Raw genomic sequence first — 16,060 nt, 5'->3', positions numbered from 1 at the left:
CGTGCGGACAGCGCGGGACTCGCGGCGCACAACGCAGCACCCACGTCGCGTGGCGCACGACCTAGGACGCGGTCGCCGGACCCCCGGCGGCCGCGTCGTTCGCCGTTCGGCGCCGGTCGTCCCCACCGGCGGCCGGGTTCGTCGTTCACGTGCGTGGTCAGCAGCCGGGGCCGTGGGGGTTGGTGTGGCAGTTGTCGGCGACGAGGTGGCTGGTGGCGTCGTGGATGGTGACGGTGGGCAGGGCGGTGGTGGTGGTGGCGGTGCCGTCGATGGGGCGCCAGTCGGTGGTTCCGGCGAGGAGGTACTGGCCGGTCCAGGTGGTGGTGAGGGTGGGGGTGTAGGTGCCCAGGTGTGGGTAGGGGTGGCCGATGACGCCGTGGGGGTAGACGGGGTCACCGGGGTGGTGGTCGTGGCCGGTCGGGTAGGGGGTGCCGGGGTGGGTGGTGGTGGTGCGGGTGCCGTCGCCGAAGTCCCAGGTGTACTCGGTGGGGGTGGCGCGCACGGTGAGGGGGAAGCCCAGGAGGGTGGTGGGGTGGTCTTGGGGGTCGGCGGTGGTGTGCACGACGAGGCCGAGTCCGGTGAGCAGGTGCGGGTTCGGGGGTTGTGGGGTGACCGGGGACGGGGTGAGGGGCAAGCGGCGGAAGTCCTCGGCGGTGAACTCCGGGAGCACGTCCTGGGGGCAGATCGCCGGAGCGACGAAGGTCCACGGTTCCCAGCTGATGCTCGTCGGAGCGTCCCGGTTCCTGCGCCACAGTGCTTCGAGGTGCGCGACGCCGTCACCGCAGAGCGGTGGGTCGACGTATCCGTCCGCGTCCGGGCACGGCGCAGTCAGCTCGGTGATGGGCGTGGCGTTACCGACGTTGCACTGACGGCCGCGCTGGTACTGCACGAGGGAAGCGGCGCCGTCGTTCGCTCCGCCGCCGAGATCCGATCGCATCGTGTCTTCGGCCGCCTCGTTCCATACCTGTGCGACATCGTCTTGCAGATAGCCGTCAACGCCGCCGGGCTTACCGTCCGATGCTGCTGGAGCGACGCCGACGCAGCAGGTCAGCAGCGTTGCTGCTGCAATGACGCCAGCGCGGCCGAGCGTGTCCCACGCCCGCTCACGCACTCTTCGCCTCACTAGCTCGAATGAGCCAGGCGTCGCCCTCACGGATGACAAGGATCGTCATTGTGTAGCGCCCGCCCGGGACCGTGGAAGTGACTGTGCCGCGTTCGTCAGTCTCGACGGACTCCGCCTGCTCGACGTCGAGCACGACCGCGAAAAATCTTGCTGCCTCCACTTCCGTCGGCTGGCTCGATCGAACCGTGAAGACGCCCCCGGTCTGCTTGTTCCCGAGGGCGTGCATCGCCGAGACGCCCTCGGTCACACTCGCGCAAAAGCCGCACTCCGGGTGGCTCATCGCCTTCCAGGCAGCGAGATCCCCCGTGGCGTGAACGTAGGGATACAAGGACAAGAAGTACGTCGCCGCGGCGACCGCCCCGTCGACGCCCGGGTCGTCCATCGCCGCAGGCCGCTCCGGCTCAGGTGTGGTGGTCGGGGTGGGTGTCGGCGACGCTGTCGGGCTCGCCGTCGCGGTGCGCGTCGGGCTCGGCTCGGCGGTCGGCTCGCCGGTGCACCCGGTCAGCAGCGCCGCCAGGACCGCCACCGCCCCCGCCGCGGCGCGCACCGGACGGTACCGGTCACGGCGTCGAGCAGGGCGGCGGGCGTCGTCGGCCGCACGAGGCGAAGGCATGTCCGCGAACCTAGCGAAACCGGGGCGAGCCGGTCACGGCCGGTCCGACATCTGTGGACAGCCGCCATCTGTGGACAGGCGCCGATGTCAGACGTCGTCGGTGGGCAGCAGCGAGTACATCAGCATGTCCCGGCGCTCGTCGCCCACGGTCTGCCAGCTGCGCAGCAGTCCCTCGCGCTGGTACCCGGCGCGTTCGGCGGCCCGCCACGAGCCCTCGTTCCACGGCTCGACGTAGAGCTCGAGGCGCTCGACGCCCGGGAGCTGCAGGCCCCAGGCGCTCAGCAGCCGCAGGGCTCCTGTGGCGACGCCGAGCCCGCGGCTCCCGGGCTCGACCCAGTAGCCGACGCTCGCGCGCCCGTCCTGCCCGGGCCACAGCCCGATCTGACCGACGGCCCGGTCGTCGCGCGCCAGGGCGATCGCGAGCGAGTACCCGGTGCCGGTCGCGGCCCGCTCGTGCTGCCGGCCGACGAACGCGAGCGCTCCGGCCAGGCCGCACGCGGGCGGCACGGTGGTGATCAGGGGGATCAACGGGTCGGTGGACGCTGACATGACGGCGGGCGCGTCGCGGTCCTCGAACGCGCGCAGCGTGAGCGTGTCGTTCGCGATGCGCGGGAGCCGAAGGGCCGGGGGGTGGAGGGCGGGAGGCACCGGTGCATCCTCCCGCCGCTCCACCACCGTGTCAGCAGCCGCGCGACCGCCGCGACCGCGATGAAGCGCGGCCGCGCGACCGCCGCGACCGCCGTGCCGCGCCGCCGCCGCGACCGCCGTGCTGCGCCGCCGCCGCGACCGGCATGCGGTGCGGCCGTGCCAGCCGGCGAGCCGCCGCGACGTCAGCGGAGGAACAGCCGCGACGCCTGGTCCTCCGCGTCGGAGTACGTGCGCGCGGCGGCGGAGAGCGCCGCGGTGATGTGGTCGAGCGACTGCTCGACGCGGGCCTGCGTCGCGGACCACTCGGTCATGACGCCGGCGAACGCAGTGGCGGCACCGCCGCGCCAGGCGCCCTGCAGCTCGGCGAGCTGGCGCTGCATGGCCGCGACCTCGCTGCGGACCGCCGCCGTACGGGCCTGGACCCCGGCCGCAGCCTGGGCGACCAGCGCGCTGTCGACCTCGTACCTGCTCATCTCGTCCTCCTGTGCTCGTGGAGGTCCGGACGCTACGCAGGCGTCGGCGCGGTCGAGTGCCCGGTCGCGGAGGTCGTCGGCGCCGCGCGTCAGCGGCGGGCTGTGGGCGGCTGAGCGGCGAGCGAGGTCTGCGCGTCTGCGGCCGGCTCCGTGGCGTTCTCGTCGGCCACCGTCTCGTGCCCGTCCGAGGAGGCCGTGCCCGACTCCGCGTTCGCCGCGTCGATCTTCGCGAGCTCCTTCTCGAGCCGCTGCAGCTCGGCGCCGAGGTTCTGGCGCGCGGCCTCCTCCCACGCCGCCCCGAGCGGGCTGACGAAGAGGCTCGTGCGGCCGAGGAGCTTGCGGACGATGTTCACGCGGGCCCGCACGTAGTGCTCGACGGGCAGGTGCGCGTACTCGGCGCGGATGTCGTGCAGGTAGGACTTGTAGCGCTGCGGCTCCGCGGCCAGCATCGCGAGGTCGGCGTCGCACAGGACGGCGCAGTCGAAGTCGGACGCGTCGGTGTTGTGGCGTCGGAGCGCTACCACGAGGTCGTGCACGCGGCGGGCGCGCTTCTCGGACACCCCGAGCGCCGTGAGCTCCTCGAGCGCGAGGCGCGCGCTCGCGAGCTCGTCCTCGCCGCCCCGGTTCGCGTACGCGGCGGCGTCCGCCGAGTCGAAGATCGCCCCGTGGTACCAGGCTGCGAGCCGCACGAGGTCCGGCTCGTGGGTCTCGGCCGCGAGCTCGTCGACCCGGGCGAGGACGTCCACGAGGTGCTTGAGGTTGTGGAAGTCGCGTCCCTTGGCGGACCAGCGGTCCACCAGGGCGACCCCTGCTGCCTTGATCTCCTCGGGCGGAGCGGTGGCCCCGGCCCCGAGTGCGCTGCGGACGAACGCGGAGAGCAACCACTGCGGTGCGTCGTAGACGCCCATGACCAGCCTCACGAACGGTGACCCTTGCTTCGGACCCGACATCGTAACCACGGTGCCGCGCGAGCACCTACGCGTCGAGGTCAGAGTTCATCCTCGGCTGAGGCGACCGTCGTACGGGTGTCGTCGACCTCCGTGCCTGCCTCGTCGGCGTCGTCCGCGGCCTCGTCCTCGACGTGCCCCGGCCTCGCGAGGGGGAGGGCCACCCGCACGGTCGTCCCGCCGCCCGGGGTCTGCGTGAGGCTCACGTCGCCGCGGTGCGCCGTGACGATCGCCGCGACGATCGCCATGCCGAGCCCCGCGCCGCCGCCCGTGCCACCCCCTGCCGTGCCGCCGCGCGAGCGGCTCGCGTCGACCCGGTAGAACCGCTCGAAGACGCGCGCCGCGTGCTCCGGGTCGATGCCGGGCCCGTGGTCGCGCACCTCGAGCACCCCCTCGCCCGGGCGGTCGGCGACGACCCCCACGGACAGCTCGACGGGGGTCCCCGCCGGGGTGTGCTGCACGACGTTCCCGACGAGGTTCGACACGACCTGGCGCAGCATCCGCTCGTCGCCCGCCACGACGCACGAGCGCAGCGGGGCGCCGTCCGGGCCGAGCAGGGCGGTCGCGCGCGACGGGTCGAGCGCGTGCAGGTCGCTCAGCGCGTCGGCGGCGAGGACCGCGAGGTCGACGTCGTCGAGGCGCATCGGTCGGCCGTCGTCGAGCCGGGCGAGCGCGAGCAGGTCCTCGACGAGCCCGCCCATCCGGGTCGCGGACTCCTCGACGCGCCGGAACGTGTCGTCGACCTGGTCCTTCTCGGTGAGTGCGCCCATCCGGTACAGCTCGCCGTACCCGCGGATCGCCGCGAGCGGGGTGCGCAGCTCGTGCGAGGCGTCCGCCACGAACCGCCGCATGCGCGCCTCGGACGCCGTGCGGTCCGCGAACGCCTTCTCGATCTGCGCGAGCATCCCGTTGAGGGCCGCCCCTAGCCGGCCGACCTCGGTGGTCTCCGGAGCGGTCGGGACGCGGCGGGACAGGTCGCCCGCGGCGATCGACGCGGCGGTCGACTCGATCTCGCGCAGGGGGCGCAGCGACCGCCGGACCGCCCAGCTGCCGGCGAGCGCACCGAGCACGACGATGCCGAGCCCGCTCGTGAGCAGCAGGAGCGTGATGCGCTTGACCGTGCGCTGGACGTCGCCGAGCGGCAGGCCGACGCTGACCGTGCCGATGGGCTCGCCGCCGCTCGACATCGAGAAGGCGACGAAGCGCCACGACGACCCCGGGCGGTTGCTCGGGACGTCGAACGGCCGGCGGTCGGTCGCGCGCGCCTCGGCGGGCGTCAGGTCCGGCGGTGCGGGGACGCCGTACTCCCGGTACGTCGTGTCCCGGCCGGACGTCTTGCGGCCGCCGAGCACGTCCGTCACCACGAGCACGTAGTCGGTCGGCACGAACGAGGAGTCGCCGGGGCGGCTGTCGCCGAACAGGCTGTCGGCCTCGCGCTGCGCGAGGTACGCGGCCTCCGTCTCGAGGCGCCGGTCGACCTGCCCGACGAGGTAGCGCTCGAGCAGGGTCGCGGTCGTCAGCCCGGCGATGAGCAGGCCGACCGCGAGCAGGGCCGTGATGATCCCGACCAGTCGCGCGCGGAGCGGGACGCCGGCCCACGCGCCGCGGGCACGGTCGGCCAGGAGGGCGGCGCGGGAGGGCGCGGCGTCGCCCGCCGTCGGTCCGTCGCTCTCCGCCGGCGCAGGTCCGGTCGCCCGCCCGGCGCTCGGCGCCGCCCCGGACTCGCGCCCTGCGCTGGGCGTCGGACCGGTGGCCGGCTCGTCCGCCGCAGGGCCGCGCACCGAGTCCCGCGGCTCGTCGGCGGCGTCCTGCCGGTCGGGAGCAGGAGCGCCGGCGGGCGTCGCGCTCACGGGTTCGCGACGCGGCGCAGCAGGTACCCGACGCCGCGCTTGGTCTGGATGAGGGGCTCGACGGGCTGGCCGCCGGGCCCGGTCACCTGGTCCACCTTGCGACGCAGGTAGGAGATGTAGGACTCGACGATGTTGGCGTCGCCGCCCCAGTCGTACTGCCACACGTGGTCGAGGATCTGCGACTTCGACAGGACCCGGCCCGGGTTGAGCATGAGGTACCGCAGCAGCTTGAACTCGGTCGGCGAGAGGTCGACGACCTGGCCGGCGCGGCGCACCTCGTGGCTGTCCTCGTCGAGCTCGAGGTCGCCGACGCGCAGGATGCTCGACTCGTCGGCGTCGCCCGGGTGGGTCCGGCGCAGCACCGCACGGATCCGCGCGACGACCTCCTCGAGGCTGAACGGCTTGGTCACGTAGTCGTCGCCGCCGACCGTCAGGCCCGTGACCTTGTCCGACGTGTCGTCGCGCGCCGTCAGGAAGAGCACGGGGACGTGCTGCCCCTTCTCGCGCAGCCGCCGCGTCACGGTGAAGCCGTCCATGTCGGGGAGCATCACGTCGAGGACGACGAGGTCCGGCTCGACCTGCCGCGCGAGCCGCAGCGCGGAGGCGCCGTCGGCCGCGGCGTGGACCTCGAAGCCCGCGAAGCGCAGCGACGTCGCGAGCAGCTCGCGGATGTTCGGCTCGTCGTCGACGACGAGCAGGCGCGCCTCGGGCTGCACAGGGGTCCCCGTCATGCCCTCAGTGTGCGTCGCGGGGCTGGGAGCGGCCTGGGAGGACGCTGCGGACGGCGTGGCGCACGTCGGTGAGCGCACCGGCCCGTCCGCGGGGACGAGCCGGGGAACCTGCGCGTCCGGCACCTCGTCGGGCACGCCGACGCCCGCGGCCCGGTCGCTGCGGGAGCGTCCGGACGCGCGGGCGTCGGCGGGGGAGCGGCGGTGCGTCAGGCCGGGGCGGACCCGCGCTTGAGCGCGGCGAGCCGGGCCTCGACCTCGAGGTTCTGGCCCGACGCCTCGAGCTCCTCGAACTGCGCGTCGATCGACGACGCGGCGAGCTCGGCGTGGCCCTGGACGCGGGCCTCCTCGCGGCGCACCTTGTCCTCGAAGCGCGAGAGCTCGCTCGTCGGGTCGAGCACGTTGATCGAGCCGAGCGCGTCCTGCAGCTGCGACTGCGCCTGGGCGCTCTTCTGCCGCGCGACGAGGTTGTCGCGGCGGTTCCTGAGGTCCGCGAGGCGCTCCTTCGAGGCGGCGAGCCCGGCCTTGAGCTTCTCGACCGTCTCCGTCTGCGACGCGATGAGCGGCTCGGCGTCCTTGGCTTCCTGCTCCGCGGCGATCTGCTTGCCGAGCGCGACCTTGGCGAGGTTGTCGAACTTGTCGGCGCCCGCGGTGTCGCCGCTCGTGCGGAGCTGGTCGGCCTTCGAGGACGCGGCGAGCGCCTTCTGGCCCCAGCTCGCCGCCGACGCGACGTCCTCGCGGTGGTCCGCCTCCGCGAGGCGCAGGTTGCCGATCGTCTGCGCGACCGCCTCCTCGGCCTCGGCGATGTTGTTCGTGTAGTCGCGGATCAGCTGGTCGATCATCTTCGCGGGGTCCTCGGCCCGGTCGAGCATCGAGTTGATGTTGGCGCGGGCCAGCGTCGTGATGCGGCCCAGGATCGTCTGCTTCTCGGTCATCGTGCGTCCCTCTCGTCGTGCGACGCGCCCGGGTGGGCCGTCGTCGCGCCTGCTCCTGCGTCGTCCGTGTCCTGCGGTCGGTCGAGGGGCTCTGTCAGAAGCGCCCGCCCCCGCCGAAGCCCCCGCCGTCGCCTCCGCCACCACCCCCGCCGAAGCCCCCTCCGCCGAAGCCGCCGCCGCCACCGCGCAGGAGCGAGTCGAGCAGGATCCCGCCGAGCACCATGCCGCCGACGTTCGAGCCGCCACCGCCGAGCCCGCCGTACCCGGAACGCTGGCGGCGCTGGTCCTCCCAGTCCTGCACGTCGAGCTGCGCGAGCTGCTGGGCCTCGCCCGCGAGCTCGCCGGCCCGGTGCGCGAGCGCGAGCGCGCCCGTCGCGTCGGTCGCGGCGTCGCGGTGCGCCTGCTGCGCGAGCCGGGCGGCCTCCGAGAGCCGGGTGCGGGCCTCGGGGCCGACGGCGCCGCGGCGGGTCTCGATGTAGTCGTGCACCGCGCGGATGTGCGAGGCGAGCCGACCGAGGAGGTCGTCGAGCTGCGCGCGCGCCCGGGCGTCGTGCTCGGCGCGCTCGCGGAACGGCTCGAGGGTCTCGTCGAGCCGCGCCTCGGCGGCACGCACGTCCCGCAGCGCGGCGAGCGGGTCGCCGCCCGAGCGGGCCGCCTCCGCCGCCGCGGCCGCCGCCCGGCCCACCTGGACGGCGGCCTGCACCGCGGGCTCGCGCGGCGCGAGGCGGTCGGCGTCGGCGAAGTCCGCGCTGATCGAGGCGATGGCGGCGGTGAGGTCGGCGCCCGCCCGGGCGAGGTCCTGGCCGGCGCGCTCGACCGCGTCGAGCAGCGTGACGGCCTGCGCGACGGCGTCCTGGGCGGCGCGGGCGGCGCCGACGGCGGCACCGCGGTCGTCGGCCACCAGGGTCTCGCGACCCCGCGCGACGGACTCGTGGGCCCCGGTGAGCAGGGCGGCCGCCTGGTCGGGGTTCGGGGTGACCGACGCGAGCGCCGCGGCCGGGTACGTGGTCGCGAGCTGTGCGACGGTCGCCCGCGCGGGCTCGACGCGGGCGGCCACCTCGGTCGCGCGCTGCTCGGCGTCGTCGAGCACCTCGGGGGCGCGCGCCTGCAGGTCGCGCATCTGCTCGAACTCCTCGGTGTGCGCGTCGAGGGTGTCGGCGGCGACCTGGCACGTCTCGATGATCGCGATCATGATCTGCCGCGCCTGGGGCTCGGTCTCGGGCGTCGAGTCGTCGAGCTGCTGGCGCCACCGGAACGCCTCGGACACCCGCGCCCGCGCCTCCTCGAGCGCGGCGCCGAACCGGCGGGTGGCCTCCAGCCCGAACTGCGCCTGCGCGAACCCGAGCTCCTGCGCCGAGGTCGTGAGCGCGTCGTCGATCGCGACGAGCGCCTGGCTCGCGCGGCGGTTCAGCTCGGGGGTCGGCAGCGCGGCGAGCCCCTGCGGCGCGGCGCCGGCGGGCTGCGCACCGGCCTGGCCGGCGCCCTTCCTGCGGCGCAGCAGCGACCGGACCACGAGGACCACGAGCAGCACGACGAGGCCGACCACCAGCAGCGTGCCGAAGCCGCCGCCACCGCCGGACGCCGCGGTGCCGGTCCCGAGCGCGGCGTCGCGCAGCCCGTCCGCGGCGGCGATCGCCGCGCCGGCCCAGTCGTCCTCCGCCAGGCGCGGCTCGACGAGGTCCACCCGGACGCTCGTGGCCTCCTCCTCGGTGATCTCGCCCGCGCTCTGCACCCACATGCCGTAGCGGCGCTCGCCGACCGCGACCGCGAGGATCACGTCCTCGGCGCCGAGGCCCGACGCGACCGCCGTCTCGCGCGCCCACTGCTCGCCGTCGCGCCCCGAGAAGTCCTCGACGTAGACGACGAAGAGGTCGTAGGCCGTGTCGTCGGACAGGCGGTCCAGGCTCGCCTGGACCTCCGCGGTGCTGCCGTCGAGCGCACCGACCTGGTCGGTGATCTGGCCCGGCACGTCCAGCGGCTCGACCGCGGCGGCGGGCAGCGCGATCCCGAGGGACGTGAGCAGCACGGCGACGGCGACGGCCGCCCGGGTGAACCGGGAGGCGGGCGTCGCACGGGTGAGCACGGACGTGGGGGCGGACGGGGCCGGGACGCGGGGGTGGCTCACCCGTCGATCCTCGACCGGGCGACGCGGGCGTGCAAACGTGGGCCCGCCGGTTCGCCCGGAGGTGTCGGTGCTGGTCGGGAGCCGGTCGACGACCTGCGCGGACCCCACGCACCCCGGCGGGGAGTCCACCCGCGGGGGCCACCACCGCGCAGCCGCGGCCCCGCGCCCGGACGAAGCCGGGCAAGCCGGGCGCCCGTGAGCCGGGTCACACGATCGGTGCACCGCATGACGTGCGGGTTTACGTTCCGGCGGAGGCCGGGAGTACCGTCGCGCCGTGACCTACCAGACTCCCGGTGTCCCCGCCACTTCTGGCGCCCGTGTCGTCACCGTCATCCAGAACAGCCCGGACGTCCCGCTCGACCGCTTCACCGAGTGGCTGACCGGTGTCGAGCTGCGGACCGTCCACGCGTACGCGGGCGAGAGCGTCCCGGCCTCCGCCGACGAGGTGGGCGACGGTCTCGTCGTCCTCGGCGGCCAGATGTCGGCCGTCGACGACCAGGTCGCCCCGTGGCTCCCCGCCGTCCGGGCGCTGCTCGCGGACGCGTCGACCTCGGGCGTCCCGACGCTCGGCATCTGCCTCGGCGCGCAGCTCCTCGCGGTCGCGCGCGGCGGCCGCCTCCAGGTCGCGGCCCCTCCCGGGCGCGAGGCCGGCGTGATCGACGTCCAGTGGCGCCCCGAGGCCGTCGGCGACCCGATCCTCGACGGGCTCCAGGACCTCGACCTCGCCGACGACCGGCGCACGACCCCGCAGCCGAGCATGCACGCGGACGCCGTCGTCGACCTGCCGCGCGGTGCCACCTGGCTCGCGTCGTCCGCCACGTACCCGTACCAGGCGTTCCGCGTCGGCTCGGCCTGGGGTGTGCAGTTCCACCCCGAGGCGGGCCCGGAGCTGCTCGCCGCGTGGGCCGCGACGCACGACGACGTGGACGTGGACGCCGTGCGCGCCGAGTACGCGCGCCGTGCGGAGGACGTCGCCGCGGGCGGCCGGGCCGTCGCGCAGGCGTTCGCGGCGCTCGTCAACGAGCGTGCCGACACGATGCCCGAGCTCGTCTGACCGTCCCCGCACGCAGGTCGCGCACCCCCGGTCCCTCGTGGGCCGGGGGTGCGCGCGTCTGGCGCGTCTCGTCGCGGCGCGCGGCGAAAGACGGCGACGCCCGCGGGGCGGGGCGACAGGATGGCGGCCATGAAGGACTTCCTGCAGGCCCGGGCACGTGTCGTGCGGCTCGCCGCCGCGGCGACGCACGGGGATCGCGACGCCTGGGCCGCCGAGGCGCCGGGGCTCGCCGCCCTCGACGGTCGTGCGTGGTTGCTGCTCGACCAGGCGGCGCGCGCGTGGCAGCCCGAGCAGGGGGCAGCGGTGTCCGGGGCCGCGGACTGGCTCGGTCCGTCGCTCGCAGAGCCGAGCGGCTTCGTCGCGGCCGTCACGAGCATGCACACGGACGGCCGGGTCCGGCAGCGGGCGACCCGGGCGCTCGCAGACGTCGAGGGACCGCTCGCGTCGCTCGCGCTCGCGGCCCGGCTGCTCGACCACGCGCCGCAGGTCCGGCAGGAGGCCGAGCGCGGGCTGCTGCGCAGGCGAGACCCCGCCGACGTCGCAGCGGTGATCGACGTCGTCCTCGCGGCGCGTCGGCGGTGGCGCGCACCCGAGACCCTGGTGCTCGTCCGCTCGCTCGTCGACGCCGGTGCGTCGACGGGTCTGGCGTCTGCCCTGCAGCAGGCGGACCGCCCGCGGGCCCGACGGTGGGCGCTGGCCCTCGCGCACGAGCAGGGCGACCTGTCCGTGGACCGGCTCCTCGCCGACATCGCGGTCGAGCGCGACCAGTGGGTGCGCCGGGCGTTCGCCCGGTGGCTCGCCGAGCTCGCGGACGCCGCCCGGCTGCGCCCCCTGCTGACGTCGCGCGCGGCCGACGTGCGGCTCGTGGCCCTCACGCACCTCCCGGACGAGGCGCTGGCGGACCGTGAGGTGCTCGCCCTGCTGACAGACGCAGCGCCGCGCGTGCGCGACCTCGCGCGGCGTCGTGCGACGACACGGGGTATCGACGTCGCCGGCCGCTACCGCGCGATCGTCGCTGGACCCGACGTGCCGGCACGGAGCGTCGTGGCGTGCGTCGACGGCCTGACCGCCGTGGGCGACGCCCGTGACCTCGACCTCCTCGTGACCGCGCTGCGCCACGACAGCGCGCGCGTCCGTGCGGCAGCGGTCGACGGTGTCGCGCGGCGGACGGGGCGCGCCGAGGCGGTGACGATGCTCCGGCCGCTTCTGCTCGACACGGGCGCCCGCGTCGCGCTCGCCGCAGCACGGGCGCTTGGCCGGCTCGGCGCGCCGACGGCGGTCGGGGAAGCCGCGTGGGCGTCCCCGCAACCGTGGAGCCGGCGGGCCGCGTGGCGGCTGAGCCGCGGGCGGGGGAGCTGGCACCGGGTCGAGGCCGACCTGCGCGCAGCGACCGACGCCGACCCCGCGCTCGCCGGGGCAGGGCTCCGGGGGATCCGGGCCTGGCTCGAGCACGGCGCGGCCACGACCTGGGCGGTGCTGCCCGACGAGCAGCGGGCGCGCATCGCCGAGCTCCTCGCGCGGGCTCCGGTCGGGGAGTCGCAGCGGCGCGTGCTCTCGTTCCACGCCGGGTTCGGGTGCAGCAGGGAGCCCGGTCCCGGGCAGCTGTCCGGAGGTGCTGGTCCCGGTCCGCGGTCGTGACGCGGACGCGCGCACGCGCCGAACCCGCGCCCGGCACGTGGGTCCGGGGAACGAGGGAGTCGTCATGGTCGACCTGCTGGACGTGGTCGCACGCCGCACGTTCGACGCGCCCCCGGAGCGCGTGTGGCCCGCCGCCCTGCTCGACCAGCGGGGGCGACGCGCCCTGACTCCTCGGGCGGCGCGGGCAGGTCGTGCGCGCGCCGAGGCGGTCGTCCCGCGTCCGGGACCGTTGACACACGGGACGCAGCGCGCGTACTTTCCATAGTAGATAATTAACCGAGCGGTATAGTGGGGTCGTGCCCACCGATCCGCTCAGTCAGACGTTCGCCGCGCTCGCCAGCCCGGTGCGCCGCGCGATCCTCGCCCGGCTCGCCGAGGGGGAGGCGACCGTCAACCAGCTCGCCGAGCCGTTCGACCTGACGCTCCCCGCCGTGTCCAAGCACCTCAAGGTCCTCGAGCAGGCGGGCCTCATCAGCCGCAGCCGCGAGGCGCAGTGGCGACCGTGCCGGCTCGAGCCGGCGCAGCTCGACACCGCGTCGGAGTGGCTCGACCGGTACCGGAACGCCTTCGCCGAGCGGCTCGACCTGCTCGACCGCGAGATCCGACGACTGAAGAGCGACACGACAGGGGCAGACCATGACTGACACCGAGCTGATCGTCGAGCCCGGCCGGCAGGACCTCGTCATCCGCAGGACGTTCGACGCACCCGCCGACCTGGTCTGGGCCACGTACACCGACCCCGTGCGCGTCCCCGCGTGGTGGGGCGGCTCCCGGTTCGACACCCGCGTCGACGAGATGGACGTGCGCCGGGGTGGCAGCTGGCGCTTCGTGACGACCCACCGCACCGACGGCACCGAGTACGCGTTCCGCGGCGTCTACCACGACGTCGTGCCGGGGGAGCGCATCGTCGCGACCTTCGAGCTCGAGCAGGGCGGCCCCGGCTACCTCCAGCTCACGACCGACACCTTCGCCGAGCACGACGGCGCGACGACCCTCACGAGCGTGGTGCTGTTCCAGTCCGTCGAGGACCGTGACGGGTGGGTGCCGACCGACATGGAGTCCGGGATCCGGGACGCGACGGACCGGCTCGACGCCGTGGTGCGGCGGGCGTCGGCACCGGCGGCACCGGCGCACGCGTCGCCGCCGCTCGACGTCGTCGCGAGCCGCACGGTCGACGCGCCGCTCGAGCGGGTCTGGGCCGCCTGGACCGAGCCCGAGGGCGTCCGGGCCTGGTGGGGGCCGGCGGGCTGGACGTGCCCCGAGGCCGTCATGGACGTGCGGGTCGGCGGCTCGTCGCGGGTGACGATGCGGTCGCCCGACGGGCAGGACATGCACAACCTGTGGACGTACTCGGCCGTCGACGCCCCGCACCGGCTCGACTTCGCGCTCGAGTTCTGCGACGCGACGGGCCGGGTCGTCGACCCCACGGAGCTCGGCCTCCCGCCGGGCATCCCGGTGCCGGTGCCGCACGTGCTGACGTTCGAGGCGCTGCCCTCGGGCCTCACGCGCCTGACCGTCACCGAGCACGGCTACACGTCCGAGGTGCCCCAGCAGATGTCCCTCGCCGGCCTCGAGCAGACCCTCGACAAGCTGGTCGCGAGCGTCGCCGGAGCGCGCGCCGGAGGGTGAGAGCGGTGGCGCGGCAGCGGTGAGGTGCGGGAGGCGGTGACGCGCGGCAGCGGTGACGCGCGTCCGCCCCGGTGCGGTTGCACCGGGGCGGCCGCGCCCGGCAGCCCGAGCGGCGTCAGTCCGCCGCGGGCTCGCCCGCCGCGAGGTCCTCGGCGTCGAGGATCGTGTACGCGTAGCCCTGCTCCGCGAGGAAGCGCTGGCGGTGCGCCGCGAAGTCCTGGTCGACCGTGTCGCGCGCGACGACCGCGTAGAAGTGCGCCGTCCGCCCGTCGCCCTTGGGCCGCAGGAGCCGGCCGAGCCGCTGCGCCTCCTCCTGGCGGGAGCCGAACGACCCCGACACCTGGATCGCGACCGACGCCTCGGGCAGGTCGATCGAGAAGTTCGCGACCTTGCTGACCACGAGCTTCGTGATCTCGCCCGAGCGGAAGGCGTCGTACAGGCGCTGCCGCTCGGTGACGGAGGTCGCGCCCGTGATGACGTCGGCCTGGATGTGGTCGGCGAGCTCCTCGAGCTGGTCGAGGTACTGGCCGATCACGAGCGTCGGCTCGCCCTCGTGCTTCGCGACGAGCTGCTCGACCACCCGGTTCTTGCCCGGGGCCGTCGCCGCGAGGCGGTACTTGTCCTCGGGCTCGGCGGTCGCGTAGAGCATGCGGTCGCGCTCGGGCAGCGTGAGGCGGACCTCGACGCAGTCGGCGGGCGCGATGTAGCCCTGCGCCTCGATGTCCTTCCACGGCGCGTCGAACCGCTTGGGGCCGATGAGGCTGAACACCTCGTCCTCCCGGCCGTCCTCGCGCACGAGCGTCGCGGTCAGCCCGAGGCGGCGGCGCGCCTGCAGGTCCGCGGTCATGCGGAAGATCGGCGCGGGCAGCAGGTGGACCTCGTCGTAGAGCACGAGGCCCCAGTCGCGGGCGTCGAGCAGCTCGAGGTGCGTGTAGACGCCCTTCCGCTTGGTCGTCAGCACCTGGTACGTGGCGATGGTGACGGGCTTGATCTCCTTGCGGGCGCCCGAGTACTCGCCGATCTCGTCGGCGGTGAGCGTGGTGCGCTTGACCAGCTCGTCGCGCCACTGCCGCGCGCTGACCGTGTTGGTCACGAGGATGAGCGTCGTCGTCTGCGAGCGCGCCATGGCCCCGGCACCGACGAGCGTCTTGCCCGCGCCGCAGGGGAGCACGACGACGCCCGAGCCGCCGTGCCAGAACCCCTCGACGGCCTGCTTCTGGTACGGGCGCAGGTCCCACGGCTTCGGTTGGCCGTCCGGGCCGAGGTTCGACTCGCCCAAGGTGTCGAGCGCGATCGCGTGCGCCTCGCCGTCGACGTACCCCGCAAGGTCCTCCGCGGGCCAGCCGAGCTTGAGCAGCACCTGCTTGAGGTGGCCGCGCTCGCTCGGGTGGACGACGACGTCGGTGTCGTCGATGCGCGTCCCGACGAGCCCGGCGGTGCGCTTGGAGCGCAGCACCTCGGCCATCACGGCGCGGTCGAGCGCGTGCAGGACGAGCCCGTGCACCGGGTGCTGGATGAGCTGGAGCCGCCCGTAGCGCGCCATGGTCTCGGCGATGTCGACGAGGAGCGCGTGCGGCACCGGGTAGCGCGAGTAGTCGAGCAGGACGTTGACGACCTGCTCGGCGTCGTGGCCGGCGGCGCGCGCGTTCCACAGGCCCAGCGGCGTGAGCCGGTAGGTGTGCACGTGCTCGGGCGCGCGCTCGAGCTCGGCGAACGGCGCGATCGCCCGGCGGCACGCCTCGGCCTGGTCGTGGTCGACCTCGAGCAGCAGCGTCTTGTCGCTCTGCACGATCAGGGGGCCGTCAGTCATGCGTCTCCTCGGTCGGGGTGCCGGGCGGGGCCGGCGGGTCGTGCTCGTCGTGCTCCGCCTGGTCGGAGGCGGCGGGTGGCTCGGGGGCGGTCGGCACCCGGGTCACGGAGGCGATGCGGTGCACCGCGACGGTCAGCTCGGCGTCCCTCGCCGGGTCCACCGCACGCAGGCGGCCTGCGTCGACCCGGAGCGGCCGCACGAGCCGGCGCTGCGGGACCCCGTGGTGGTCGACGAGCTCGAGCCACACCTGCGCCCGGTCGGCGACCGCCTCGCGCAAGATGCCCAACGCGGTCGCGGGGTCGGCTGTTCCCTCGGGGGCGGGCGCGGGCTCGGTCGCCGGCGCGTGGCTGGTGGACGCAGCGGCGGTGGGCGAGGCGCCCGACGACGCACGGGGCACCGTGCCGGAGGTGGTCCCGTTCGCGGAGCCGGTCGGGCCACCGGCGCCCGGGCCGTCGGCGCCCGGGCCGTCGGTGCGCCGGGCCGACGC

Annotated in this window: 15 protein-coding genes and 1 pseudogene; 5 read left to right on the top strand and 11 right to left on the bottom strand. The window is 75.2% G+C overall.

The window, feature by feature from the left end; translation table 11 throughout:
• Positions 1-157 precede the first annotated feature (157 nt).
• From AB6N24_RS05615 to AB6N24_RS05575, 9 genes are all read right to left on the bottom strand, one after another.
• A complete protein-coding gene (locus AB6N24_RS05615) occupies positions 158-1,111 on the bottom strand; it encodes a hypothetical protein (protein ID WP_412868439.1) in 954 nt (317 codons plus the stop codon).
• Positions 1,104-1,736, bottom strand: coding sequence for a DUF6318 family protein (locus AB6N24_RS05610; protein WP_412868438.1), 633 nt, complete (start codon positions 1,734-1,736; stop codon positions 1,104-1,106). The genes AB6N24_RS05615 and AB6N24_RS05610 overlap by 8 nt, the downstream gene beginning before the upstream one ends.
• 87 nt (positions 1,737-1,823) lie before the next feature.
• On the bottom strand, positions 1,824-2,384 hold the full coding sequence (locus AB6N24_RS05605; protein ID WP_412868437.1) for a GNAT family N-acetyltransferase: 561 nt from the start codon (positions 2,382-2,384) through the stop codon (positions 1,824-1,826).
• A 182-nt stretch (positions 2,385-2,566) separates the two neighbouring features.
• The gene (locus AB6N24_RS05600) at positions 2,567-2,857 is read right to left on the bottom strand and encodes a WXG100 family type VII secretion target (RefSeq protein ID WP_412868436.1); all 291 of its coding nucleotides are present in this window, start codon (positions 2,855-2,857) and stop codon (positions 2,567-2,569) included.
• Between the two features lie 89 nt (positions 2,858-2,946).
• Positions 2,947-3,765, bottom strand: coding sequence for an HD domain-containing protein (locus AB6N24_RS05595; protein ID WP_412868480.1), 819 nt, complete (start codon positions 3,763-3,765; stop codon positions 2,947-2,949).
• Positions 3,766-3,845: 80 nt separating this feature from the next.
• Positions 3,846-5,654: a sensor histidine kinase gene (locus AB6N24_RS05590; RefSeq protein WP_412868435.1), complete on the bottom strand. Its 1,809-nt coding sequence runs from the start codon at positions 5,652-5,654 to the stop codon at positions 3,846-3,848.
• On the bottom strand, positions 5,651-6,385 hold the full coding sequence (locus tag AB6N24_RS05585; protein ID WP_412868434.1) for a response regulator transcription factor: 735 nt from the start codon (positions 6,383-6,385) through the stop codon (positions 5,651-5,653). Before AB6N24_RS05585 ends, AB6N24_RS05590 begins: the two co-directional genes overlap by 4 nt.
• A gap of 206 nt (positions 6,386-6,591) precedes the next feature.
• Positions 6,592-7,317: a PspA/IM30 family protein gene (locus tag AB6N24_RS05580; protein WP_412868433.1), complete on the bottom strand. Its 726-nt coding sequence runs from the start codon at positions 7,315-7,317 to the stop codon at positions 6,592-6,594.
• A 94-nt stretch (positions 7,318-7,411) separates the two neighbouring features.
• A complete protein-coding gene (locus AB6N24_RS05575; protein ID WP_412868432.1) occupies positions 7,412-9,442 on the bottom strand; it encodes a TPM domain-containing protein in 2,031 nt (676 codons plus the stop codon).
• Positions 9,443-9,716: 274 nt separating this feature from the next.
• Between AB6N24_RS05575 and AB6N24_RS05570 the strand changes: the two genes are divergently transcribed.
• From AB6N24_RS05570 to AB6N24_RS05550, 5 genes are all read left to right on the top strand, one after another.
• Positions 9,717-10,496: a type 1 glutamine amidotransferase gene (locus AB6N24_RS05570; RefSeq protein WP_412868431.1), complete on the top strand. Its 780-nt coding sequence runs from the start codon at positions 9,717-9,719 to the stop codon at positions 10,494-10,496.
• Positions 10,497-10,625: 129 nt separating this feature from the next.
• Positions 10,626-12,134: a HEAT repeat domain-containing protein gene (locus tag AB6N24_RS05565; protein WP_412868430.1), complete on the top strand. Its 1,509-nt coding sequence runs from the start codon at positions 10,626-10,628 to the stop codon at positions 12,132-12,134.
• Between the two features lie 64 nt (positions 12,135-12,198).
• Positions 12,199-12,399 (top strand): hypothetical protein, encoded by a 201-nt coding sequence (locus tag AB6N24_RS05560; RefSeq protein ID WP_412868429.1) that lies wholly within the window; start codon positions 12,199-12,201, stop codon positions 12,397-12,399.
• 31 nt (positions 12,400-12,430) lie between these two features.
• Positions 12,431-12,778: an ArsR/SmtB family transcription factor gene (locus AB6N24_RS05555; protein ID WP_412868428.1), complete on the top strand. Its 348-nt coding sequence runs from the start codon at positions 12,431-12,433 to the stop codon at positions 12,776-12,778.
• Positions 12,771-13,763 carry an SRPBCC family protein gene (locus AB6N24_RS05550; protein ID WP_412868427.1) on the top strand — a complete coding sequence of 331 codons (993 nt, stop codon included), beginning with the start codon at positions 12,771-12,773 and terminating at the stop codon, positions 13,761-13,763. The genes AB6N24_RS05555 and AB6N24_RS05550 overlap by 8 nt, the downstream gene beginning before the upstream one ends.
• A gap of 115 nt (positions 13,764-13,878) precedes the next feature.
• Here the strand turns inward: AB6N24_RS05550 and AB6N24_RS05545 are convergent, their stop codons facing one another.
• Together AB6N24_RS05545 and AB6N24_RS05540 are read right to left on the bottom strand one after the other, a co-directional pair.
• Positions 13,879-15,573: a DNA repair helicase XPB gene (locus AB6N24_RS05545; RefSeq protein WP_412868426.1), complete on the bottom strand. Its 1,695-nt coding sequence runs from the start codon at positions 15,571-15,573 to the stop codon at positions 13,879-13,881.
• Positions 15,566-16,060: pseudogene (locus AB6N24_RS05540) on the bottom strand (hypothetical protein); the annotation flags it as partial. The pseudogene AB6N24_RS05540 and the gene AB6N24_RS05545, both read right to left, overlap by 8 nt.

Source organism: Cellulomonas jepli (assembly GCF_047229345.1).
Taxonomy (GTDB): domain Bacteria; phylum Actinomycetota; class Actinomycetes; order Actinomycetales; family Cellulomonadaceae; genus Cellulomonas_A.
Note: the sequence above shows the minus strand (reverse complement) of the source record. Positions and strands in the feature narration are given on the sequence as shown.

Excerpts from the sequence above, each read along its gene's own strand:
- AB6N24_RS05610 (WP_412868438.1), bottom strand. The coding sequence starts at position 1,736 with ATGCCTTCGCCTCGTGCGGCCGACGACGCCCGCCGCCCTGCTCGACGC.
- AB6N24_RS05600 (WP_412868436.1), bottom strand. The coding sequence starts at position 2,857 with ATGAGCAGGTACGAGGTCGACAGCGCGCTGGTCGCCCAGGCTGCGGCC.
- AB6N24_RS05595 (WP_412868480.1), bottom strand. The coding sequence starts at position 3,765 with ATGGGCGTCTACGACGCACCGCAGTGGTTGCTCTCCGCGTTCGTCCGC.
- AB6N24_RS05585 (WP_412868434.1), bottom strand. The coding sequence starts at position 6,385 with ATGACGGGGACCCCTGTGCAGCCCGAGGCGCGCCTGCTCGTCGTCGAC.
- AB6N24_RS05580 (WP_412868433.1), bottom strand. The coding sequence starts at position 7,317 with ATGACCGAGAAGCAGACGATCCTGGGCCGCATCACGACGCTGGCCCGC.
- AB6N24_RS05565 (WP_412868430.1), top strand. The coding sequence starts at position 10,626 with ATGAAGGACTTCCTGCAGGCCCGGGCACGTGTCGTGCGGCTCGCCGCC.
- AB6N24_RS05560 (WP_412868429.1), top strand. The coding sequence starts at position 12,199 with ATGGTCGACCTGCTGGACGTGGTCGCACGCCGCACGTTCGACGCGCCC.
- AB6N24_RS05550 (WP_412868427.1), top strand. The coding sequence starts at position 12,771 with ATGACTGACACCGAGCTGATCGTCGAGCCCGGCCGGCAGGACCTCGTC.
- AB6N24_RS05545 (WP_412868426.1), bottom strand. The coding sequence starts at position 15,573 with ATGACTGACGGCCCCCTGATCGTGCAGAGCGACAAGACGCTGCTGCTC.